Source organism: Sporomusa sp. GT1 (assembly GCF_014634905.1).
GTDB lineage: Bacteria > Bacillota > Negativicutes > Sporomusales > Sporomusaceae > Sporomusa > Sporomusa sphaeroides.
Genome location: NZ_BMBX01000005.1, coordinates 96,501 through 119,390 on the forward strand (window position 1 = coordinate 96,501; position 22,890 = coordinate 119,390).

The following is a 22,890-nucleotide window of genomic DNA, read 5'->3' on the forward strand; positions in this document are numbered from 1 at the left end:
TCCGCTTACGCTGAGAGAATGCGAGAAGGGTGGGGGGATGGAGCATGGATAAAGATGTACCTGCGCTGTATAAAAGGGTGGCTGTCTTACTGCTGGCCGCGTTGCTTTTGGCTGCCATTCCGCTTACGGCAGAAGCCTTCAAGGTTACTATTGACAATAAGTATAATACAACCAAATCTTTTGCGATCTTAAAGCATGACGACAAGCTGAACAAATGGGTATGCATCGGTTGGTACAACGTAGGGCCAAAGACGGTCAAGGATTTTACCTTCCTTGATTCGACAAAGGTAAAGCATGCCTATATCTACAGTTCAGCCTGGAGCGGCAGCGGTGAGGGCGCAATGGAGCGGACGGTAATAAAAAGTAAGTTCAAATATTATGACGGCGAACAGTGCCCGCCAGGCGATAAGTGGCGAAAGGAGTATTTTTCACGGGTAAATATTGGCACTGACGGCACTGTCAAGTTGGTATGGCAGGCAGCTCCTGCTGCTATTACCGCCGATGAACGCTTAGGCATTGACCTCTTAAACCGGGACAGGGAAAAACAGGGCCTGCCGCGCCTGAGTGCCGATGCCAGGCTGTCGGAGGTAGCGAGAAAACATGCCGAAGACATGGCACAGAGCAAGTATTTCAGCCACACCAATCGCAAGGGACAGTCGCCCTTTGACCGAATGAAGGAAAACGGTATTACCTACCGGTCGGCGGGAGAAAATATAGCCTATAATAGCAGCATTGCCGCGATGCAGGTGGCCTGGATGAACAGTCCGGGGCATCGGGCCAATATTTTAAGCTCTCAATATACGCATGTTGGCCTGGGCTTATATACTGCCCCGGATGGAACAATCTACGGCGTACAGCTATTTGCCAGGTATTAAACAGACGGGGCTGTCTTATTGCGACAGTCCCGTCTGCTTTCTTTACCCCCGAGGAATCAAGGGTTTCTTTCTGGCTTTGCCGCCTTGCAACTTCATCACCACCCGATGCTGCCTTGGGCGCATAGGGTGTACGTTTGCCTCCCATAGCTCCCCATGTCATGCTTTGGAGGAGAAAAAAAGTTTTTATAGAAGTTAGTTATTCACAAGATTTCCCATACCTGAAACGGCCTCCTGCCCAAATGTGAATAGCAATACTGGAGCAGGCAGAACTGCCGGTAAAGACGATTATTGCTTTTAAATAACAAGGAGGTTGGCGATGAACAAGCTGAGGACTATCCGTAAAATTGTGACAGGAAAACATACGGTGGACGGAGCCGGCGTCAAGCTGGTGCGGGTAATTGGTCGCGACGACACGCAAGATTTTGATCCTTTTCTCATGTTGGATGCTTTTGATTCGGTGGACCCCGAGGACTATGTCAAAGGGTTCCCCTGGCATCCGCACCGCGGGATTGAGACGATTACCTATCTCATTCAGGGTGATATTGAGCACGGCGACAGCCTGGGGAATACAGGCAGGATTTTAGCAGGAGAATATCAGTGGATGACTGCCGGCTCCGGAATCCTCCATCAGGAAATGCCAAAACCCAGTGAGCGGATGTTTGGACTCCAGCTTTGGCTCAATCTACCGGCAAAAGACAAAATGGTGTCCCCTAAATATAATGGAATACGCAAAGAGGATATCCCGGTAGTTGATGAGGGAGACCGGCGGATCCATATTCTTGCCGGCGTGTACGGCGGTAAAGCCGGGGCTATGGCCGGGGACTACCGCAAGCCACTGCTGCTGGACGTAGCAGTGTGTGCCGGGGCTGAGTGGTCACTGGAGATTGCGGGCAATACGACTTTGTTTATTTATATTTTTCAGGGAGCCGGAACCTTTGGCAGCGAGCAGGTAATCCCGGCCAAGCATGCCGTATTATTTGATGAAACAGGAACATTCCTCGTAAAAGCTGCTGATCAGGGAATTCGGTTTTTCCTGATGGCCGGGGAGCCGCTGCGGGAGTCGATTGCCTGGGGCGGCCCAATCGTAATGAATACCCGGGAAGAGTTGCAGCTCGCCTTCCGGGAATTAGAAGAAAACAAATTCATCAAATAAGTTAACTCCAGACAGCGAAGCAGTGTTGAACTCATCGTCACCTGAACGCGAACCAAGCTCTCCCTAAGGATTTCAAAAGATAAGACGCAAAGCTCAGGATTAAAAGGCTCTAAGTCTATGAATGCCAGGTTGTGAGAAATAATCAATCACAACCTGGCATTCTATTTTCGATTTATCTTAATCTCTAGTTTGCTGTAAGGAGCAAAAAGAACGTCCCCTTGCTTCCCCTCTGCTTCCGGTGAAACTCTTTTCTTTTGTGTTTTCCGCTATTCCATGATCTGTAAAGGAATTTAATGGATTAGGAGGGAATATATATGCAGGTAAATCAAGCCGGTACTTTGCTTTTTTATAACAGTTAACTTTGCGAGAGTTTAGCTGGAGGGCTCTTAGGAGCAAGCAGCGGGGCGAGGATAGATAGGACGGACCGCCAGCACTTGGCCGTGACATTCGGAGGTAATGCATGAAACTTTGGCTGCAAAACATAGTAAAAAAGTTTTTCCGGCCCGAGCTGGAGTTTCGTGTACGGCTGTTTAATCTGCTGGCCATGGCCGGTACTGTCAACAGTCTGCTGCAGGCCGGATTTTCATTGCTGGTTGTCGGTGGACTCCCGATGGCCATACTCAACTTGCTTATTGCCGTACTTTCCTTTGGGCTGCTTTACTATTCCTACACCAGCGGGCAGTACCAGCGGTGTTACCTGATTACCATTGTCTTTATTTTTTTTATCGGCTTTGCTTTTTTGTTTTTTTCCGGCGGCGGATACCGGGGCGGTCTTCCCTCGTTCTTTATTTTTGCCACGGTATTTACTGTATTTATGCTGGAAGGCCGGCAGATGCTGGTTGTCAGTGTTTTGGAACTGTTGTTTTACACCGGGCTTTGCCTTTATGGATATTACGTGCCTGAGCAGGTTAGCTGGTTTGAAACCGAGGAAAAGATTCTGGCCGATGTTATTGTATGTTTTCTGGCTGTCAGTATTGTTTTGGGTATTACCATGCACCTTAACTTTCGTATGTATAACAGCCAGCAGCGGCAGTTGGAGCAGGCCCGGGAGGAGGCTATCCGGGCTAATCAGGCCAAAAGCATGTTTCTTGCCAGTATGAGTCACGAGATCCGGACTCCCATCAATATTATGCTGGGCATGAATGAGATGATTTTGCGGGAACAGCCTTCCCCGGCGGTTGCCGGTTACATCGCCCGCTCGCAGGATGCCGGCCAAATGCTTCTGTCGCTCATCAACGATATTCTGGATGTTTCCAAAATCGAATCCGGCAAAATGGGGCTTTTGGAGGAAGTGTACTATACCGATGACCTGGCACAGCGCCTGATTCAATTTGGCCGGGAACAGTCGGAGAAAAAAGGGTTGTCCTTTTCCGCGGAGGTTTCCGGGCTGCCGGTTATGCTTTGGGGGGATACCCTGCATATTCGTCAGATTGCCGTCAATCTTTTGAGCAATGCCGTGAAATACACCGAGGCCGGTTCTGTCAGGCTTACCCTTACTGCCGAGGAAATGCCCGGCGGGGATGGCATTTTGCTTTCCGTAGCGGTGGCCGATACGGGAATGGGTATCCGGCCGGAAAACCTTGACTCCGTTTTTGAAGCCTTCACCCGCAGTGAAGCGGTCCGGAACCTTAAAATTGAAGGTGCCGGGCTGGGTCTGGCCATTGTCAGGAATTTGGTGAACCTAATGGGTGGCCGGCTGCTGGTGCAAAGCGAGTATGGCAGCGGCAGCACCTTTACGGCTGAAATTCCCCAGCGTTATGCCGACGGGCTGGCTGACTGCACTCACCGGTCTGTCGCGCCGCTGGCCGAACAGAGCTTTTTCGCCCCGCAGGGACGAATCCTGGTTGTGGATGACAATGAAGGGAATTTGGGTGTGATAAAATCCCTGCTGGCCCGGACTTTGCTGCAAATCGACACCGCGCTGAGCGGCCGGCAATGCCTGGAGCAGGCAGGTCAAAGCCATTATCATATTATTGTGCTGGATTATATGATGCCGGAGCTGGATGGCATCGAAACCCTGCGCAGGCTGCGGCAAATGAACTGTCACACCCCTGTCATTGCCCTGACCGCCGATGTTACCGCCGGGACACGACAAAAACTCCTAACCGCAGGGTTTGCCGACTATCTTTCCAAACCTGTTTCCTGGACCCGGCTGGAACAGAGCCTGCTGTCCTATTTGCCGCAGCAACTGGTGACGCGCACCACCGTAACCGTGGGGAATGCCTGCCCGGATACGGCGGAGCGATTCCGGCAGCAGTTGGGAAAATATGATATTTCGCTGGAAACCGGGCTTCAGTTTCTAAGTCAGAGTCTGTCCCAGTACATAACCGTTTCCGGAATATTTCTCGTTCACACCCGGCAGACCGCAGAGCTGCTGACCCGGCTTGCTGCGCAGAATGATCTTACAGCGCTTTCCCATTTGGCTCATTCACTTAAAACTCTGGCCCGCCTCATTGGCGCCGGGGAACTTTTCGCACTGGCCCGGCGGCTTGAACAAAAATGTTCTGCCGGCGAAGCCGGATATGTACGAACCGCGCTGCCGCTCTTTTGTCATGAACTAACGGCCACCCGCGAGGGACTTGCCGAGTTCCTGCAACAGACCAAAGCGGTGGCTGCCGGTGAGTCAGCCACCTCCCTGCCGCCTATGAATTTTGCAGCGCTGACTGCTCTGGTGCAGGCCGGCATTGCCGGCTATCACTTCACGGAAAGCCGGCAGGCATTGACGCTGCTGCTCTCGCTGGAGCAGGACCAGGACTTAAGGGGACTGCTGGAGCAGGCTCTCACTGCTGTGGATAATCTTAATTTTGAGGATGCGGAGGCGCTGTTTGGGCAATTCTGCAAGGTACGCAGGAAGGAGGCGGCGCTTAATGCACCAGAAAAGTAAGATCTTTGTGGTCGATGACGACATCACGCTGCTGAAGATTATGGAGGAACTGTTAAAAGCGTATTACGAAGTAAGTCTTGCCAAATCGGGATTGCAGGCTGTGCGCTTTCTGGAAAAGGGCGGCAGCCCGGATTTGATTCTGCTGGATATCGACATGCCGGACATGGATGGTTTTGCAACCCTGTTGAAGCTGCGCGCCTTAAACGCCGGCCGGGAAGTGCCGGTCGTGTATTTGACCGGCCTTACCGGTGCCGACAGTGAGGCTTATGGTCTGCAACTGGGCGCCGTCGACTACATCAGGAAGCCTGTGGTGAAGGAAGTATTGCTGGCTCGCATTGCTCTGCACCTGGACAATGCCGAAAAACGCCGTCAGTTGGAGCTCTTTAAGGAACAGCACCTGGGCAGCGGCGGTTTGCAGGCCGATAAAATGCTTGCCATGAAACAACTGCTGACAAAAACCGAGTTTACTGTTGCCGCGCTGGTGGCGCAGGGGTATACCAATGACGAAATCAGCCGGCTGCTGAATTACTCGCCTTCCTATATAAAAAAAGTGGTATCCAGGCTGTTTGACCGGCTGGATATCGGTAAACGCAGCGAAGTCAAACGGTTTTTTTGCTAACCGGAGACGGTTAGCTTTAATCTTTCAGCGTCCCTCCCTGGGGCGTTTTTTTATTTTTCCTGCAAAAACAGGGTACTTTTCGGGTCTATTTTGGTTACCGTCCCCAGGTGTATAGTTAGGGCGTAAGGTGGGGAGTGAATGCGGTTTACATGGAGGGACAGTCATTGAAACAAAACCGATACCGAGTGCTGGTACTCGTATTGGCAGTTATTTGCCTGGTGCCGGCGATTGCCTATACCAATGCGGCGGAACCGCCTGCACTGGTCGTTATTATGACCAACGCGCCGGCGGATGCTGAAGTTTCCCTGGTTACGGCGGCAGGCTTGGTGGAAGTGTCCAAAAGCCGGGTCGCGTGGGAAACCTATTATGTGTTTTACCACCGGGATATCGGCACAAGCGGCGAATTTACGCTGCAGGTTTCGGGAAACGACATCAGGTATGAGCAAACCGTGGGAGTGCAGTATCTGAACAGCTACCCTGGTGTCATCACACTGGATTTTGCCGCGCAAACCATAGCCGGGGGAAAACTGCTTTCCCGGTCAATCCTGCTGGTGGGCCTGCGGGTAATATTTACGCTGGTTATCGAAGGCCTGGTCTTCTACCTGTTCGGCTTCCGCGAAAAAAGAAGCTGGCGCGTTTTCCTGGCGATGAATCTGCTTACACAGGGGCTGCTGAACATCGCTCTTAACGGAGGCTCGCCACTGGCTGTTTATCTGATGTTCAAGCTTATTATTATGGAATTCTGGGTGTTTATTGCGGAAACCGCAGGTGCGCTGGTGCTGATCAAAGAGCACCGCCGTCTTCGCCGCGTGGCTTTCGTTTTGACTGCCAACCTGTTGAGCCTGTTGTTGGGCGGTTATCTGATTACCGTGCTGCCGGTCTAGCGGGAGGATGGGGGGGGGGGAAAACATATGAATTGGATCAAAAAAATATTAGGCTTTAACAGCCCGCACTCCTGGGTCAAGTGGCTGCGGCTGGCTTTTGCCGCTGTTGCTCTGATCATTGCCACAGCCTTTTGGGGCAATTTTGCCCCTATGGTAATGGAAGACGGCATCATCGGTCTGATCTTCGCACTCATCCTCTTTATCGTAGCGTTTGGCCCGATTCTGGCAATCATGCTGGGGGTCGCCTCGCTGATCGGCCTACTCGTCGGCGGGATGCTCAGCGGCGTAAAACAGCGGCAAAGCTTCCGGGAAACTATCGCCACCGGTTCCCCGCAACTGCTGGAACTGGAAAAGCTGCGGCTGAAATCGCAGGCCCTGGACCTGCTCTTTCCAATTACGGCGATTATCCTGTTTAGCCTGGGCTTTGTCTTCCTGGAGGACTTATACGGCGATTTCGGTGAGGCGGGCTTCTACGGCTTCATGCTTCTGGCAGGACTTGCGCTCCTCGGCTTTTGGCTGGCGAAGACATCTGTCAAGCTGCGCTACAAGCGTATGTTTAAAGAACTGATTGTGACCGGAGAACTGGAAGCGGTTCTGGACAATCTGGATTTTCAGCCGGAAGCAAAGCTGGATGAAGCCTTGGTCAAAGCGGCGGCGCTGTTTCCTCACTATGACATTTACTACGGTAACGATTATTTGGCGGCAGACTACCATGGGCGTCACTTTATTCAGTCGGATATCCATTTGCAGGAGGAGCGGGAGGAGACTTACCGGGATGACGACGGCGAATTACAGACACGGACAATATATGTCAGCGTGTTTCGCGGACGGCTGATGATCTTTGACTATGACGCCATCTCCAATGAACCGGTCACTGTCTGTGACCGGCATGGCGGCAGGATGAAGAGTACCGAGGCGATTCAAACCGAACTGGACGCCTTCAATCGGCGGTTTTACGTCAGCGCCCCCAGTCCGACGGCAGCCTTGCGTATCCTGACCCCGCCTGTTCTGGAAAGCATTTTGATGGCCTCAGACAAACTGGGCTGTCTGCTGTATCTTTCTTTCCGCGAAGATAAGCTCTATGTGGCGCTAAGCTGCGGTGATATGTTTGAAGCCGCCGGCGGTGATGCCACGCTCTCCGAACAGCGCCGGCGCGTGACCGGAGACATTAAGGCGATGCTTGATCTCATCGATACCTTATACCTGAAAGACCAACCGCATGCTAGCAAAAAAGACGAGGAGGATGGACAGTGAAAAAGAGCAAAAGCTGGTTATTGATTTGCGCAGCCGTGCTATTCGGTCTGGTGTGCCTGCTGCCGGTTCAGGCGGAAGCTGCCCAGGTTGAGTGGCATACCACCAATTTGTACTATGAGGTGACTGAGGATAACACGCCCGAAAATATACTGATCATTGACGGGTATTTCCGTAACAACACAGATCGGTATATCAACTATGTCTATGAATTTAACCTTACGGCCACCATTACTAACGATTCAGGCTATACCGGCACGGTAAAGGGGAGCTTCCGGGATTTTGAAAAAATGATTGCGCCTTATGGCGAATCCAACCACCGGTTCAGAATCAGAAACGCAGAGATCATCTGGCCTGTTGACAGCTACGAGGTAAGAGGCGGCTATATGCGCTGGAAGCATAGCAGCGCGGCCGGCTGATGAGAGTGCCTCAGCCGGTGATGCCACCAGGTTCTCGCCGGCTGAGGCGCCAATTTTACAGCTATGACACCGCCAATAGCAAGATTAAGCGGCGATTATGCACCTGGCCGAATACGGCTGCCGCAACAGCTCAAAGGCAGCTATTTTCACAGAGCTTTCACGGAACAGTATTTTCGATATAGCACAAAAAGAAAGCGCACGAATTTTTACCGCTTGCCTGTGGAAAAAACTTGTGCGTTTTTTTGTGTGTTGACGCGGAAAGGATACTTTTTGGTCTATGGCGGATATTCTCTCCAAATGGATATGGTGTTTTTTTGCGGAAATTACCCATTGGGTACTGAAATTGTCGAAAGTGCCCCGGTATAATTTGTATAGAGGATTTTCCGGCAACCTGTGAGTTTCATTCATAGACAGCTTTGCCTTGCCGGCAGCGGCACAGGCACTAAGGAGGAATACGGTAATGAGTAATGAGGAAAAGAAAAATCCGGGTGCGGCGTCCGGTGACGACACGTCGGCCCTGTTCGTCAGCGCCCGCAAGAAGCAGCTTGCCGAGCAGGAGGTGCAGCGCAAAGCCGCTGAGGAAGAAGCCAAACGCAAAGCCGCCGAGGAGGAGGTGCGCCGCCTGGAGGCCGAGGTGGCCGAGCGCAAACGTCAGGCAGAGGAGGAAGCCATAAGGATTGCCGAGGAGGCGCGGGCCCAGAAGGCGGAAGCCGCCGCCAATCCTGACGCCATCCTGGGGCCGCCGCCGGCGGAGCAAGAGGGCAAAGGCGCAGGCCTGCCGCAGATGCCGAAAATCAGTATTCCCCGGCCGGATATCAGCCCGGCCGCCATGGAAAAAATCACCGGCAACCCCAAGCGGCTGAAGATCATCGGCGCGGCTGTTGTGGTTCTGATGGCAGTATTGTTTTTTGCCTGGGGCGGCGGCGAAGAAGCGCAGGGCGATCCCGGCGATACGAACAATGCGGCCAAGGCGGTCGCAGTGGACACTGTCATAGACGTTAACGCGCCGTTTAATGACCAAAAGACATTAAGCACCAGCGGGATTATTATCCATTATCCGTCCAGCATCTTTACCGTCCAGTCATCCACGGCAAGTGAGCTGGTTTTGAGTGCGGGGGACGATGCCCATGCGATGCTGATTATTTCTATAGCCGACACGCCCACGGCAAAGTATCTGGCCAACAAGGACATGGTAATCCCGGTGCTGGAGGCCAATAACAAGGCGAAGGTTGCGGGGTTGCTGAACACGGTGTCCGAGCCTGCCGTGCTGAGCCAGAAGGTTGTAAATCCCAGCGGCAATGTCTGGCGGTATTTGACCACCGCTACGTTCAAGGATGATACGGGCCAGGAAATGTATATGTACTGGTGGACAGGAGTCTGGTATAAGAATAAGCAGTCTTATGTGTCTGAGTACGCCTTCATTTGCAAAACAAGCCTGGCCGTGAAGTATTTGCCGCTTGTAGAGAAAATCTGGGACAAAAAGACTACTGTAAAATAATCCGGTCAGGAAGGAGAATCCGGCATGCATCTGTTACTAACGGTTGTATTTTCCAACGGCTTCCAGGAGATTTATCTTCCTTTGGTAAACAATAAAACGGTTCCGGTGGATATCCGGCCCCATATCAGCGGCTGGCAGGAGGACATCACCCTGCCGCTGGCGGTGTGGGACGAAACCTGGCAGTTGAGCGGCAGCCGCCAGTTCACTATTATCCATAATGAGCAGCCGATGGAAACCGTAGCGCTGGCACCCGGGCTGCTCCTCAACTGCGAACTCGGCGGCAGTGACGAGATATTTTCTGTCACTGTGGAGGAAGTGGACGACGGCAACACCCGGTTCGGCAAGTATTTCCATGATCCGGCCGTGGCACTGCGGGTTGGAATCGGCAGTGGGGCAGGCAACCTCATTACGTACGGCAACCGCTTCTGCTCGCCCAGTCACGCGGAGATTGACTTTGCGGACGGCAAAGCGGTGGCCAGAGATCTGGGAAGCGTCAACGGCACCTTTGTCAACGGCCGCATGCTTGCCGGGGAGCATAGCCTTAAATATGGTGACATTATTTATATTATTGGTCTGAAAATTGTTTATCTGGGCAATGTTCTGGCCATCAACAACCCCAAGCAGGCCTGCATTGTTGATGAGGGCAAGCTGAAGCTCATCCGCATTGAGGCTGCCGGGCAGGAAGCGGAGGAAGCCGCGAAGGAAAACGGCGAAGCCTATTTCCTTCGTACACCCCGTAAGCTGGAAAAACTGGATGAAGAAACTTTTACCATTGAGAAATGCCCGCCGAAAAACCAGCAGAAGAAGCAGCCGATTATTTTTGTTATCGGCCCGTCGCTCACCATGATGGTCCCGATGATTGCCGGGGTAATGATGATGGGCGGCAGCGGGGCTTCTGCCGCCGGCGGTCTGGTGATGTCTGTCGGCGCGGCGCTGATCGGCGGCATGTGGGCCATGCTCAACATCCGTCACCAAAACAAAGAGGAACTGGAAACCGAAGCGGCCCGTGTGCACAGCTACAGTGCCTATATTGCCAAAATGGCTCAGCAAATTCTGCAGAAGATTGAATACAACCGCGCTGCTTTGCTCAGGATGTTCCCAACTGCCGGGGATGTAGCCGCTTTTGCGCTGGAAGGCAGTTCCCGCCTGTGGGAAAAGAGCAGCAATCATGAGGATTTTCTGGCAGTCCGATTCGGGCTGGGCAATATTCCTTCCCCTAACCGGATCGTGGTGTCCAAGGAACAGATGATGATGGCGCACGACCCGCTTAATGACAAGGTGGAGGAGATCAGAGAGACCATGTCTACCCTGAAAGGCGTGCCGGTAGAGCTTTCCGCCTACCAAAACCGGATGGTGGGAGTTGTCAGCCGGGACAGGCAGCGGGTTTTGGCGCTGGGCAACCTCATCAGTACACAGCTCGCCGGGCTCCATCCTTACACCGATGTGCGCCTGTGCTATGTCTATCCCATGCGGGAAGCCGACAACTGGCATTATACCCGCTGGCTGCCCCATGTCTGGACACCGGACGGCAAGCTGCGCCTGATTGCCAACGACAAAAATACGGTAGGCGATGTAATGTACCATCTTTCCACCGTCATCCGGGAGCGTCTGGAACGGGAGGCCGGCGAGGAAGACGGCGCCAAGGTGCTGCCGCATTATGTGGTGGTGGTGGCCGACTGGTCGCTGGTGGAGGATGAACCTATCGCAAAATACCTGATGAATCCCCAGCCGGAGCTGGGGCTGTCGGTCATCTATCTGGTGGATGCTATCGACAAGCTGCCCAGCGGCTGCACCGCCATTGTGCAGGATGATCCGGAAAACCGCGGCTTTTACTCCACTACGGGTCTGTTCCCCCAGCGGGAAAACGTCGCTTATGATGCCATGCCGCTGGCCCTGACCGAGCAGTTTGCCCGCCGCCTTTCGGGCTATCAGGTGCGGGAGCTTAACGTATCCACCGCCATTCCCGATATACTCTCCTTTCTGGATATGTATAAAACCGCCAGGGTGGAGGAACTGGGCATGCTGCACAAGTGGCTGGAGAACCGCACCTATGAAAGCATGCGCTCGATGATTGGCTATAAGTCCGGCAATCAGCCGCTTTATCTGGACATACATGAGAAATACCACGGCCCGCACGGGCTGGTTGCCGGCACCACCGGCTCCGGTAAATCCGAGACACTGCAAAGCTATATCCTGTCGCTTGTGGTCAACTACCATCCGCATGAGGTGGCCTTCATCCTGATTGACTACAAGGGTGGCGGCATGGCCCAGAGCTTTTTGGGGCTGCCCCATCTTTCCGGCGTCATTACCAACCTTGGTGGCAATGCCACTAATCGCGCGCTGCTGTCCATCAATGCGGAGATCAAGTCCCGCCAGTGCATTTTCAACGAATACAAGGTCAAGCATATTGACGCTTACATCGAGCTGTACCGCTCCGGCGTGGCGACCGAGCCTATGCCGCATCTGTTAATTATCGCCGACGAGTTCGCTGAGCTCAAAAAGGAACAGCCGGAGTTTGTGCGGGCGCTTGTTTCCGCCGCCCGCGTCGGCCGGTCCCTGGGAGTCAACCTTATTCTCGCCACCCAGAAGCCCAGTGGCGTGGTGGATGACGAGATCTGGTCCAACACCCGCTTTAGGCTATGCTTGCGCGTGGCCGACAAGCAAGACTCCAACGAGATGCTCAAACGCCCTGACGCCGCCTTTATCACCGGCACCGGCCGCGGCTATTTCCAGGTAGGCAACGACGAAATCTTTGAGGAATTCCAGTCCGGCTGGTCGGGTGCGGCCTATGAGCCGCACGTGCCATTCACCGACGACAAAAACGCCAAAGTGGAGCTGATTAATCTTATCGGCAAAAGCGGCGTACCCAAGCAGAAAAAACAGAAAAAGTCTGACAACATTCAGAAGGTTACCCAACTGGACGCTGTGGTGAAACATGCGGCGCAAATCGCAGCCGAGAACGGCATTCCCGGCCTCAAGCAAATCTGGATGCCGCCGCTGCCGAAAGCCGTATATCTGGAGGAACTGGACGCAATCGCCCGGCCGGAAGGCTTTTCCGTGCTGCTGCCGGTCGGTCTTGCCGATAATCCCGAGGGTCAGAATCAGTACCCCTGCGCGGTGGATTTCATGACTGACGGTCATCTCTTAGTCTGCGGCGCCGGCGGTTCAGGCAAGACGACCCTGTTGCAAACGCTGGTTTACAGTGCCGTGAACCGGTATTCCCCCCAGGAAATCAACCTGTATGTGGCAGACTTCTCCAGCCGCACCATGGCGGTGTTCGGCAGCCTGCCGCATGTGGGCGGCGTGATGTTTGAGGGAGATGACGAAAAGATCGCCGAAACCTTTGAACTGCTGCAAAAGACGCTGGCCCGGCGCAAGAGCGAGTTTTCCGGGCAGGGGATCGGCTCTTTCCGTGAATATGTAGCGCAGCATGACAATTGTCCGGCTATTTTGCTGCTGATTGACAACTATGTGGCGTTTATTGAAAGCTATGAACAATATGAAGACACCCTGGCCCAGCTTTCCCGGGAGGCGGCAAGCTACGGCATCTACCTGGTGCTGACCATGAATAACGCCGGCGAGCTTAGAAGCCGCATCCGGCAAAACTTCGTTGCCGGCATCGCGCTGCAAATGCCTGACCGGTTTGAATACGAGGCCGTTATCGGCGACCGCACCGAGATCATTCCCGAGAGCCGCACTCCCGGCCGCGGCCTGATCAAGGCCCCACTGCCGGTGGAATTCCAGGTGGCGCTCTGCGTGCGCGAGGACGAAGGTCTTTCCCAGGCGCAGACTTTGCGCCGGAAATTTGCGACGATGAAACCAGGCGCCGGCGAGGGTGTCAAAAAAATTGGCGACAGGCTGGACAGTCTTAGCTTTGGCGTACTATTAAACCGGGCCGATGTCAAAGCTCTGCCCGGGAATATGCTGGCGATCGGCCTCGGCACCGAAGACGGCAAGCTTATCACTGTAAATCTGGATGAGGAATTTTGCTATATAGTGGGTGGCTCCGGCGTCTCCGGCAAAACCAATCTGCTGGCGGCTGTCGCCAGGCAGGCCCGGAATAAAGGCGCGCGTCTCTTTCTGTTCGACGACGGGGACAGCGGGCTTGACAGCCTGACCGGCTTTGAACAGGTTGTCCGCAGCGACGCGGAACTGTTCGCGCTGATGGAGTCGGTGATCGTGCCTGCCTTCAGCGAACGCAACGGCATTGTCGCCGATACCAGGGACGCGGGCGGCGATATCGCGGCAGCCTTAGCCGGCCATGAGCGCATTGTGGTTATTATCGACAACATGACGGCCTTCCTTACGGCGGTGTATAGTCCCCATATGGAGATGAGCGGCTTTTTTGAAATCGCGCTGGCAAAGGGTTTGGGCCACAAGATTCAGTTCTTTGCGGCCATTACGCCTGACGACTACGCCGACATGACGCGTTATACCGCCATGCGCACCTATGCAGGCTATCGCCGGGGCGTGCATCTCGGCGGCCTGTTTGATCAGCAAAGCATCCTGCAATTTGCCCTGTCCGCTGCCGACAATGTGCGTCAGCTCCCGGCGGGAGCCGGGTATGCCGCCGGGCCGGACGGAGCGGCTGTCAGAATCCTTACACCGCTGGTAAAGGAGGTGGGCTCTGAGTGAGTAAAATTTATCTGGAAGTGCAGGTTCCCGGCAATGCCAAGACCTACGAGTTTACCGCCGATAACGGCATGTCGGTAGGGAGGGTGAAAAAACAGTTTATTGCCCAGATCTCCGCTGTCGAAAACCGGGATATTTTCGCCGACGCGGCCGAGGTGCTCTTTTGTTCCAGCCGGCTGGAAGGCTTGCTTCAGGATCATGAGATCTTGAGCGAGGTCGGCGTGAGCAGCGGCGATACCATCATTTTGTTATAAAGGAGGCAGTGCTGTGGCCAATATGAGCAATATTGACTCAGAGCAAATCGGCAGCGCCGTGCAGCAGCTTGATGAAATTGTGGCGGCCATCGCCAATCAGACAGCCAAAGTGCGGGAGGCTGTCGCCGCCCTGGATAAAGGCTGGGTTTCCGGCGTTAAGGCCGAATTTATGAGCCGCTACCGGCGGGATGAGGAGGCTATGAAGGAAATGCTGGAGCAATTCCGGGAGATCAGTCTCCAACTCAGGGAGACGGCTGCCGATTTTGACAAAACAGAAAGCGAAATCCTCAGTGAGGTTTCTTCATTGAGATAAAGGGGGCAGGCCAATGGCAACGGGAAATGAAAGCAAAATCGATACCAAGCTCTTTGCTGCCACTGCCGATACTGTGGACGGTGCGGCCAAAGAGCTCAGCCGTCTCTGCCAGGACTGGAACAGGTCCATGAACAGCCTGCGGGGAAGCTGGCAGGGCGATGTCTCCGACAATATCAAAAACACGGTGGAGCAGGTGCAAAAAAGCGCCGTCGATTTGTTGGGAGCTTTGTCGGGTTATTCGGCAACACTCCGGGAAATTGCCGGCATCTACGACAAAACCGAAAAAAATATTCAGGAAACCGGCAAGTCACTAACGTTTGATAAACCGTTTCGGTGAGGTGAGCGAAATTGGCTATTCAATTTGATTACAACCAAACCATGAATCAGGCAAAACTGCTGGAGGAACTGGCGGCCGACCTGCAAAACCACTGCGTCAGAAAGCTGGACTTGGTGTATGAGAATGTGGACGCGGCGTGGTCGGGTCAGGCGGCCAAGGTATACCTTACCTATATCCGGGGTGTTCAGGAAGATTTGGGTAAAAAAGCGAAATATCTGCGTGATATGGCGGAGTTTTTGCGTACGGCCGCCAATAAAATGAAGGCGGCGGACGCAGCCGCCAGGCAGTCTGCGCAAAGAGTGTAAGCAAGGAGTGTGAAACCACATGGCGCAAAGCATGGTTGATATCCAGAAAATGAAAAGTGTGGCAGCCGAGCTTGACAAGAATTATGCCACCATTAACAATCAAATTAAAAAACTGGACGAAAGTATGGCCAATCTGGGGCAAGTCTGGAAAGGCGAAGGGGCCAAGGCTTATCAGAATGCGTATCTCCAGAACACGCAGAATTTTTTGCAGCTGGCAGAAGCCATCATGAGCTGCTCTGCTTCGCTCACCGCCATCGCCAATACCTACGGCAAGGCCGATATGGCAGCCGCCGAAGCCATTAAAGCCAAAATGGGAGGGAGGAAATAATGACTAACGATATCCAGGCCGATCCGGCGAAGCTGCGTCAAATCGCCGATGATATCGGCAAGGTTCACACTGCCCTGAAGAGTACCCTCCATGCCTCCAACAGCCAGGTAGGCTCGTTAAAGGGGGTATGGACCGGGGAAGCGGCCATCAGCTTTAACACCGGCTTTCAGAGAGTTCTGGACAGATGCGCTGAAAGCCTGGGCGCGGTGGAGCGCCTGGTACACGCGCTGTACGATTCCGCCGATGCCTATGAGCGCAATGAAAAAGCGGTGCAGCAGGAAGCCTCCAAACTGCCGAAGCTGCCGAACAACACCATGCGGTAAAGCCTGGGAAAAGGAGCGGTCTTATGGCGAAGTATAAAGTGTCATATAAGGTTCTAAGCAAAGAGGCCGAAGAACTGAAGGCTGTTGCCAAGCTGCTGGACGGCTATGCGCAGCAGGTCAATCAGATTCAGGGCAGGCTGGGGCACAATCAGACGCTGGCCACCGTGCGAAGCAATCTGCAAAAACTTGGCGCCCAGCTTGGGGAGTCCCGGGCGGTATTAAGCACGGCAGGCCAGATTCTTGCCAGAAGCGTGGGCAGCTACACGTCGGCTGAAACCCGCCAGGTGAAGAAAGTGGATAATCTGAAGGCGCATAACCGGGATTTCTATAAAAACCCGGTAGTTGTAGCCTCGGTCGGCGGCGCGGCTGCCGCACCGTCGCCGGCCGGGGTGACGATCAATGCCACCACCGTCAACTATACCGCCGCGCCGGCGGGGGCGGCGGTTAATTCCTCTGCCGGTATGGCGGCTAACACCGGTATTGCTGCCGAACCGGGAGCTGGCGTTGCCGGCGGTGCAGACATGGCTGGAGCCGGTGGGTTGGGTGCTATGGCTGGCGCGGGCGCTGCCATGGGTGCGCTGCAACTGAAAAAGCGGCGTCAGGAGGAAGAGGCCGGCAAGGCTGGGGTGCCTGCTGCCGATACGCCGGAAGCACAACTGGAAAAAGCGCTGGAACGGGCGCGGTTGCTGGGGCACAAGGCAGAAGCTGAATAGAGTCTGTAAAACGCACGGGTTTTCCGCAGACACGCGGAGAATTCGCGCGTTTTAATTTTTTTGATAAAAAAGGATACTTTTCGGGGCTATTGCGGCTACCCCTCCCCGATGTATAGTGGTGTAAAAAGAGGGAAAAGGAGGGGGCCTTTTGACCGGGAGGACTTTTTACAGACCTACGGGCGGCCGCTTCTTATACGGGAATGTCATCCTCCGGGAGATTTGGCCGGACGAAGCCGGGGGCACGCTGCTGCTTAAAGTCCTGTACGCCGAACGGGAGTTGCAGACCATCGTCTACCGCGGCGTATATGCCGGTCAATTCGGTCCCGCCCAAATCGGGGCGCGGATTCTCATAGCGGAAGAGGTTCCTTTGCGTATTCTGAACGAGCCTTATTACAGGCAGGCCGCCGCGCAGCTTTTTTCCTCCCGAAACCCTGCGGCACCGGAATTTATTTTTTTACTGAAGCGGCTGGGCAACAGGCTGTTCCGGCATTACCTGGACAGTCAGCCTGAATGCATGGTTATTGCCCGCGATATGCGAATCCATCCCCAGACCGGGGGTTGAGCGGGGACAGGGAAACAAAAGCGTTTTTCGTGAAGGAGTGAATTACTTGCCCATGGTAGACATGTATGATACCGGCGCGCTGTATTTTACCGAAAAACTGCAAGACCGGCTGAATTCCATACCCGACTATGCGCTGACCGTCCTGGAAGCGCCTATGGGTTACGGAAAGACGACGGCGGTGCGCTTTGTTTTGCAACATACAAACGCCAAAATTCTTTGGCACACGGTTTACGCGGACGGAGTCGCTTATTTTTGGAACGGCTTTTGCAAAGCATTGGCGCCTCTTGGGCCGGAGCTGGCCGACAGCCTGCAAAAACTGGGTTTGCCGACAGATGCCGTGCTGGTGCAAAAAGCGGTGGAGCTTATTGGCAGTGTCAGACTCACCCAGGCGACGGTGCTGGTTATCGACGACTACCATTTTGTCGCTGCCGACAGCATGGATAATTTTTTTGGCTTTTTGCTGGCCAATCTGCCGCCGCAGTTTCATATCGTTATCACCAGCCGCACCGTGTTTTTGCCTGAGGTGCTGGCCGGCTTGCGGCTAAAGGGTGCTGTAAACTATATTGGAACCGATTGCTTTCTGCTTCAACCCGGTGATATTGCCAAATATTACGCGCTGTGCGGCATAGTAATCACCAAGGAGCTGCAGGTGAGACTGTTTGCCTACAGCGAGGGTTGGATCACGCCACTGTATCTGTACATGCTGGAATATGTTGAGCACGGCAAATTTTTCATCTCAGACAATGTTGCGGCACTGGTGCGCAGCATGGTGTATCAGCCGCTGGATGCCAGCGTGAAGGAGTTTTTACACTGCATTTGCCTGTTTGATTCCTTCAGTCTGGAGCAGGCGTGGTATATGTGGCCGGAGGGAAATGCTGCCGGCCTGGTCGAGGAGCTTTTTCGCAAAAACGCTTTTATTGCCAAAGATGCGGCGACAGGACGCTATTGCTTTCATAATTTGTTTCTTTCCCATGTGCGGGAGGCGTTTGCCGTGCAAAGCCAGGAGCGCAGAAACGCGCTATGGGAGCGGGCGGGGCACTGGCACCTCAAACAGCAGGAATGCATCCAGGCTATGACCTGCTTTGAAAACGCCGGCAATTTTCGTTTCATTCTCATGGTCCTGAGTACGACCAAAGGGGCGGCCATTACCGGAGAGCACAAGCAAAAAATAATCGAATACTTTGACGGCTGCCCACAGGCGTTAAAAATTGAAAATCTTGCCGCCATGCTGGTTTTTATCCGTTTTATGATTTCTTATAACGAAAGCGTCAGGCTGAAGGCGGCCTGCGCCGTATTTGAAGGACATATTGATGCTTTTGCCGGGACCCGGGAGCAAAAAAACGCTCTGTGGATGGAATATGAGCGCCTTTTAAGCCTGACAAAATACAATAACATCCGGGAAATGTCCAAACATCACCGCAACGCCCTGTATTATATGGATAAACCGGTAACAGGCGAAGAGAACAAAGGCAACTGGACCTTCGGTTCGCCGTCGGTGCTGCTGATGTTTTACCGTGAAAGCGGCCGGCTGGCGGCCCAGGTGGAAGACCTGAAAGAATGCCTGCCCTATTATTGCCGGCTGGCTGACGGACATGGCAGCGGTGCAGAGTACATTATGGAAGCCGAAGCCGCTTTGCACACCGGTGCCATAGAAAAGGCCGAAGCTGTTATTCATAAAGGCCGGCATTATGCACGGGAGAAAGGCCAGTGGAGCATAATGCTGGCAGCCGCCTTTGTCCAAATGCGGCTGGCCCTGCTGCATGGCAGTTACCCGGAAGCGGTTTCGCTGCAAAAGCAAATACGGGATTTGATCGAGGCCAGAAAGCAATATCTGTTATTACACACGCTTGACATTTGTGAATCTTATGTGCATCTGCTGCTCAACATGCCCGGCAGGACCGCCGGGTGGATTGCCGGCGGTGATTATACCGGTACCCGGCTGATGTTCCCGGCTCTGCCCGCACTTTATATTGTGCATGGACGCTATTTGCTGGCAAACGGAGAATACCGAAGGCTGGTTGGTATGGCTGATGTATTTCTGGCGGCCGCCGCCGTGTATCCGAACCTGCTCAGCGAGATCTATACCCGGATATATCTGGCTGCGGCGTACCATAAGCTGACCGCAAAAGACGAGGCGATTTCCAGCCTTAAAGCCGCGCTGGCCATTGCTCTTCCCGATCAGGTCTATCTGCCTTTTGCCGAGAATGTCAGCTATATCGCGGATCTTTTGAAACAGCTTGCCGCTGAAGAACAGTACACCGGTCATGTAAGGCAGATCTTTTCTCTAAGTAAAAAATATGAACAAGGTATAAAAAAAATTCTGCGGACACATTTCGCCGCCCCTAAGCCGGATTTGACAGCCAGGGAAAACGAGGTTGCCGTTTTGGCCGCGGCCGGTTTGTCCAACCGGGAAATTGCCGGCAATCTGGTGATTTCGGAAAATACCGTAAAGGCAAGACTAAAAATGGTTTTCGAAAAGCTTGCTATTAAGTCGCGGGCACAACTGCAAGAACGTTTAAAAGACAGTAAAGCGACGAAATGAAATTTTTATTGAGCAAAATTACCCGGTGGGTACTGTTGGTGCAAAACAATGCTTTGTATAATTTTCACATACAAAAAGCGGTTTTTATTGTTACTGGGTGGGGGGTGAAGGGATGCCGGCTTATGTGGCGGCTCTTTTGCTGGGTGCGAGTGTTGCGGCAAGCCTATTTTTTCTCCGGGACGGGAGCAGGTGGCTATCGCCTTGGCTGAACCGGCTGCTGGGAAGGTGCGGCCTGCTGCTTGCCCTGCTGATGGGCCTGTATCTGGCGGCGACATTGCTGTTGGCAGGCGGAATATAACGCAATAGGTAAATTGGGAAAAGAGGGGAAACAAATGAAAAAAAGTATGGTATGCCTGCTGGCTGCGGGCCTGTTACTCATAATGGCGCTGACCGGCTGCGGCGGGAAAAAAGTAGAGGTTAAACTGCTGCCGGAAAAAGCCCATCTGGGCTTTGCCGACGGTGTTGTGGTGGAGCCTGACAAACCCCCCTACAACCTGGGAGGCTGGCGGGGCGACAGCGAACCGATGTGGAAAGTGGAAATTCCGCAGGCAGGTATGTACAAAGTCAGCCTGGAATATTCCCGGCCGGGACAGACCGACAAGGCCAAAGGCATCATCAGCCTGGAGCATGATAAATACGACTCTCATGAACTGAACTTCACGGTGCGGTCCACCGGCAAAAATGATGGAGACTGGTCGGTTTATCAAATCCACGAAATCGGCGGCGCTTATCTGGAAGCCGGAACCTGGCAGTTGTCCATCAAACCCAATTGGGGTGATGCTTATTCCGGCGTAGATTACTTCATAAACCTGCGCAGTGTTACGCTGAAACTGGAAAAAGAAAAATAGACTGGCTGTGGCAATGACTGCGGCCGTTCCCGGTACGCGCCAGCCAGTGAAAAAGAAACTGAGGTGTGAAACACATGGAAATTATCCTTGCTGCGGGAGCAGCCGTCCTGTTTGCAGTTTACTGGGCCATTAGCACATCCAATAATTTCAGGCGGATATTGGTCAAAATCGAAGAAGCCGATTCCGGTATCGAGGTTGCCCTGACCAAACGTTATGACACGCTGACCAAGCTGCTGGCAGTTTGCAAAAACTATGCTAAGTATGAGGTAGAGGCCCTGACCTCCGTGGTCCGGCTGCGGCAAAATATGCCTGCTGCCGAAAAAGCCGCAGCCAGTCAGCAGATGGACGAGGTTTTCCGCCGGGTTAATATACTCGCCGAAGCTTATCCCAACCTCAAAGCCAGTGAAAACTACATCAACCTTCAGGACGCCATTGCTGACGTCGAAGACCACCTGCAGGCGGCCCGCCGGGTCTATAACATGAATGTGTCTGCTTACAACCAGGCCATTGCCGTGTTTCCCGCCAGTATTATCGCCGGGCTGCAGCACCGGGCTCCTCAGGCGTTTTTCGAAGCCGAGGATAACAAAAAAGACGATGTGGCGATGAATTTTGACTGATGCTATTTTAATCTGTTAATTACAGGGAGGGTATACAATTGAACAGGTTAATTGTGTTTACGCTGACGTTGGCGCTGACGCTTTCTCTTGCCGTTGGCGGTAACCGCGCTGACGCATCACAGAACACAGGTGACAAACCGTTCGTAGGGATGTGGCAGGCCGTGAATACGGTGACGGGGGAACTTGATGCGCGGTACGCTCTTTACGGCGACGGCACATTTATTTACGGATCTTCTGAAATAGTAGAGCGCGAGTTATACAAAGCGGGAACATGGAGCATCGCAAACGACGAGCTTCGGCTGGCAGTCGAGTCGCGGTGGGTTCTGCCGGTGGGAAATATAGAGGATATAGTTCCAAATGACGAACTGATTATACTTGGCGGGGGATTGATCAAGCTGATATGTAATCCGCCGGAAATTGAGACCTACCGTATTGTCCAAACCGGCGTGAAACCCGAAACAGATAGGGACACTATCGCGATAGACGGCGTAACTTTTTATGATTTCAACGAGCAGACCGACCTCTTTGACGGATTTTATGCTTTACCTATAAATTAAATGATGAGGTGAAAGGTAATGAAAAAAAGCGTGCTTAGTATACTCTTCGGTGCATTTATCCTGTTAGCGGCGGTTATGGTTCCGCAGCCGGCGGAAGCCGTCAATATCAACCTTAGAAACCCTTACTCGGATACCTTATGGACGGCTATTGTATATTTTGAAGATTCGTCCAACAAATGGGTAACAAGAGGCTGGTATAGAGTTGACCCCAACAGCACAAGAAACTTGAACTTTTCCGGCTCGACCAAGAAAAATTCCGTCTATATCCATGCTTACACCCGAGAAGCGTCCTGGGGCGGCAGCGGCCTTGACCCCATAAAACGGACAGTGATTAAAGAATCCTTCAAATATTATGATGGGGAAAAATGCCCGCCGGGCAGCAACCGCCGGCAGGTGTCCCTTGACCGGTGGTATGTGGAAACCGACGGTGTCGTTTACTGGAGACCCTGATCGCCGGTAAAGCTTCTCGGAAACTTTACGTCCCCTTGCTTCTCTTAGTCAAGAATGGTGAGTTAACCGTTTTGAAGAGACGGATAAGGAGCGTGCATATTAGTGAAAAGCAAAAAACTATGTAGAATACTACTTATTGGGATGCTGCTTGTTTTGCAATCCGCAGCGGTATTCGCTGAGCCATCTGTTAGCAAATGGTCGTATTCCAACGAACAGCAAGGCAGCGGATTTTCTATGACCCTCTGGCGTGAGGGAAACAAGGTGTGGGGTCAGCATACGGGATGGGCAAGAAATGGGAACCGTATTGACGATTCCTGGGACGAAATTTCGATTGAGGGTGTTAGCGAGGATAAACCAAACGAGTACATCGTGCGCTGGCAAAGCGGGTACAGCAACGCCGAAGGGTGGGCAGACCTGATTTTTAGCGATGACGGCACTCTACTGTGGCAGGTCTTCAGAGTGCAGGTAGACGGCGAACGGTACATACCGGCCAAGGCAATATTACAGCCGGTAACCGATCAATAGC

At 53.3% G+C, this 22,890-nt stretch carries 24 protein-coding genes; all 24 read left to right on the plus strand.

Features of this window, described 5'->3' with window-relative positions; genetic code table 11:
• The first annotated feature begins 44 nt into the window (after positions 1 to 44).
• The 24 genes from GT1_RS09030 (at position 45) to GT1_RS09145 (ending at position 22,889) form a co-directional block, all read left to right on the plus strand.
• Positions 45 to 875: a CAP domain-containing protein gene (locus GT1_RS09030; RefSeq protein WP_188398426.1), complete on the plus strand. Its 831-nt coding sequence runs from the start codon at positions 45 to 47 to the stop codon at positions 873 to 875.
• A 316-nt stretch (positions 876 to 1,191) separates the two neighbouring features.
• Positions 1,192 to 2,028 (plus strand): pirin family protein, encoded by an 837-nt coding sequence (locus tag GT1_RS09035; RefSeq protein WP_188398427.1) that lies wholly within the window; start codon positions 1,192 to 1,194, stop codon positions 2,026 to 2,028.
• A 460-nt stretch (positions 2,029 to 2,488) separates the two neighbouring features.
• Positions 2,489 to 4,912 carry a response regulator gene (locus GT1_RS09040; protein WP_188398428.1) on the plus strand — a complete coding sequence of 808 codons (2,424 nt, stop codon included), beginning with the start codon at positions 2,489 to 2,491 and terminating at the stop codon, positions 4,910 to 4,912.
• Positions 4,896 to 5,531, plus strand: coding sequence for a DNA-binding response regulator (locus GT1_RS09045; protein WP_188398429.1), 636 nt, complete (start codon positions 4,896 to 4,898; stop codon positions 5,529 to 5,531). Before GT1_RS09040 ends, GT1_RS09045 begins: the two co-directional genes overlap by 17 nt.
• A 164-nt stretch (positions 5,532 to 5,695) precedes the next feature.
• Entirely contained in the window at positions 5,696 to 6,415 is a 720-nt protein-coding gene (locus GT1_RS09050; RefSeq protein WP_188398430.1) for a hypothetical protein, read from the plus strand.
• A 27-nt stretch (positions 6,416 to 6,442) separates the two neighbouring features.
• Positions 6,443 to 7,669, plus strand: a complete 1,227-nt coding sequence (locus GT1_RS09055) for a DUF3137 domain-containing protein (RefSeq protein ID WP_188398431.1) — start codon at positions 6,443 to 6,445, stop codon at positions 7,667 to 7,669.
• The gene (locus GT1_RS09060) at positions 7,666 to 8,085 is read left to right on the plus strand and encodes a hypothetical protein (protein ID WP_188398432.1); all 420 of its coding nucleotides are present in this window, start codon (positions 7,666 to 7,668) and stop codon (positions 8,083 to 8,085) included. Before GT1_RS09055 ends, GT1_RS09060 begins: the two co-directional genes overlap by 4 nt.
• Positions 8,086 to 8,506: 421 nt before the next feature.
• Positions 8,507 to 9,583, plus strand: a complete 1,077-nt coding sequence (locus GT1_RS09065; RefSeq protein WP_188398433.1) for a hypothetical protein — start codon at positions 8,507 to 8,509, stop codon at positions 9,581 to 9,583.
• A gap of 24 nt (positions 9,584 to 9,607) precedes the next feature.
• Positions 9,608 to 14,218: a type VII secretion protein EssC gene (gene essC, locus GT1_RS09070; protein ID WP_188398434.1), complete on the plus strand. Its 4,611-nt coding sequence runs from the start codon at positions 9,608 to 9,610 to the stop codon at positions 14,216 to 14,218.
• The gene (locus tag GT1_RS09075; protein ID WP_188398435.1) at positions 14,215 to 14,469 is read left to right on the plus strand and encodes a hypothetical protein; all 255 of its coding nucleotides are present in this window, start codon (positions 14,215 to 14,217) and stop codon (positions 14,467 to 14,469) included. The genes essC and GT1_RS09075 overlap by 4 nt, the downstream gene beginning before the upstream one ends.
• 22 nt (positions 14,470 to 14,491) lie before the next feature.
• The gene (locus tag GT1_RS09080; RefSeq protein WP_223226144.1) at positions 14,492 to 14,782 is read left to right on the plus strand and encodes a WXG100 family type VII secretion target; all 291 of its coding nucleotides are present in this window, start codon (positions 14,492 to 14,494) and stop codon (positions 14,780 to 14,782) included.
• 13 nt (positions 14,783 to 14,795) lie between these two features.
• Positions 14,796 to 15,119 carry a WXG100 family type VII secretion target gene (locus GT1_RS09085; protein WP_188398437.1) on the plus strand — a complete coding sequence of 108 codons (324 nt, stop codon included), beginning with the start codon at positions 14,796 to 14,798 and terminating at the stop codon, positions 15,117 to 15,119.
• 11 nt (positions 15,120 to 15,130) lie between these two features.
• Positions 15,131 to 15,424, plus strand: coding sequence for a WXG100 family type VII secretion target (locus GT1_RS09090; protein ID WP_188398438.1), 294 nt, complete (start codon positions 15,131 to 15,133; stop codon positions 15,422 to 15,424).
• A gap of 19 nt (positions 15,425 to 15,443) precedes the next feature.
• Positions 15,444 to 15,752: a WXG100 family type VII secretion target gene (locus tag GT1_RS09095; protein ID WP_188398439.1), complete on the plus strand. Its 309-nt coding sequence runs from the start codon at positions 15,444 to 15,446 to the stop codon at positions 15,750 to 15,752.
• Positions 15,752 to 16,075 (plus strand): WXG100 family type VII secretion target, encoded by a 324-nt coding sequence (locus tag GT1_RS09100; RefSeq protein ID WP_188398440.1) that lies wholly within the window; start codon positions 15,752 to 15,754, stop codon positions 16,073 to 16,075. The genes GT1_RS09095 and GT1_RS09100 overlap by 1 nt, the downstream gene beginning before the upstream one ends.
• Before the next feature lie 23 nt (positions 16,076 to 16,098).
• On the plus strand, positions 16,099 to 16,788 hold the full coding sequence (locus GT1_RS09105; protein WP_188398441.1) for a hypothetical protein: 690 nt from the start codon (positions 16,099 to 16,101) through the stop codon (positions 16,786 to 16,788).
• A 148-nt stretch (positions 16,789 to 16,936) separates the two neighbouring features.
• Positions 16,937 to 17,350: a hypothetical protein gene (locus tag GT1_RS09110; protein ID WP_188398442.1), complete on the plus strand. Its 414-nt coding sequence runs from the start codon at positions 16,937 to 16,939 to the stop codon at positions 17,348 to 17,350.
• A 52-nt stretch (positions 17,351 to 17,402) separates the two neighbouring features.
• Positions 17,403 to 19,892, plus strand: a complete 2,490-nt coding sequence (locus tag GT1_RS09115; protein WP_223226145.1) for a LuxR C-terminal-related transcriptional regulator — start codon at positions 17,403 to 17,405, stop codon at positions 19,890 to 19,892.
• Positions 19,893 to 20,004: 112 nt separating this feature from the next.
• Positions 20,005 to 20,190, plus strand: coding sequence for a hypothetical protein (locus tag GT1_RS09120; protein ID WP_188398444.1), 186 nt, complete (start codon positions 20,005 to 20,007; stop codon positions 20,188 to 20,190).
• Between the two features lie 34 nt (positions 20,191 to 20,224).
• Positions 20,225 to 20,740, plus strand: a complete 516-nt coding sequence (locus GT1_RS09125) for a hypothetical protein (RefSeq protein WP_188398445.1) — start codon at positions 20,225 to 20,227, stop codon at positions 20,738 to 20,740.
• Positions 20,741 to 20,814: 74 nt separating this feature from the next.
• Positions 20,815 to 21,357, plus strand: coding sequence for a LemA family protein (locus tag GT1_RS09130; protein ID WP_188398446.1), 543 nt, complete (start codon positions 20,815 to 20,817; stop codon positions 21,355 to 21,357).
• 38 nt (positions 21,358 to 21,395) lie between these two features.
• Positions 21,396 to 21,914 carry a hypothetical protein gene (locus tag GT1_RS09135; RefSeq protein ID WP_188398447.1) on the plus strand — a complete coding sequence of 173 codons (519 nt, stop codon included), beginning with the start codon at positions 21,396 to 21,398 and terminating at the stop codon, positions 21,912 to 21,914.
• 18 nt (positions 21,915 to 21,932) lie between these two features.
• Positions 21,933 to 22,364 (plus strand): DUF1036 domain-containing protein, encoded by a 432-nt coding sequence (locus GT1_RS09140; protein ID WP_075752539.1) that lies wholly within the window; start codon positions 21,933 to 21,935, stop codon positions 22,362 to 22,364.
• 234 nt (positions 22,365 to 22,598) lie between these two features.
• Positions 22,599 to 22,889, plus strand: a complete 291-nt coding sequence (locus GT1_RS09145; protein WP_188398448.1) for a hypothetical protein — start codon at positions 22,599 to 22,601, stop codon at positions 22,887 to 22,889.
• Position 22,890: the final 1 nt, after the last annotated feature.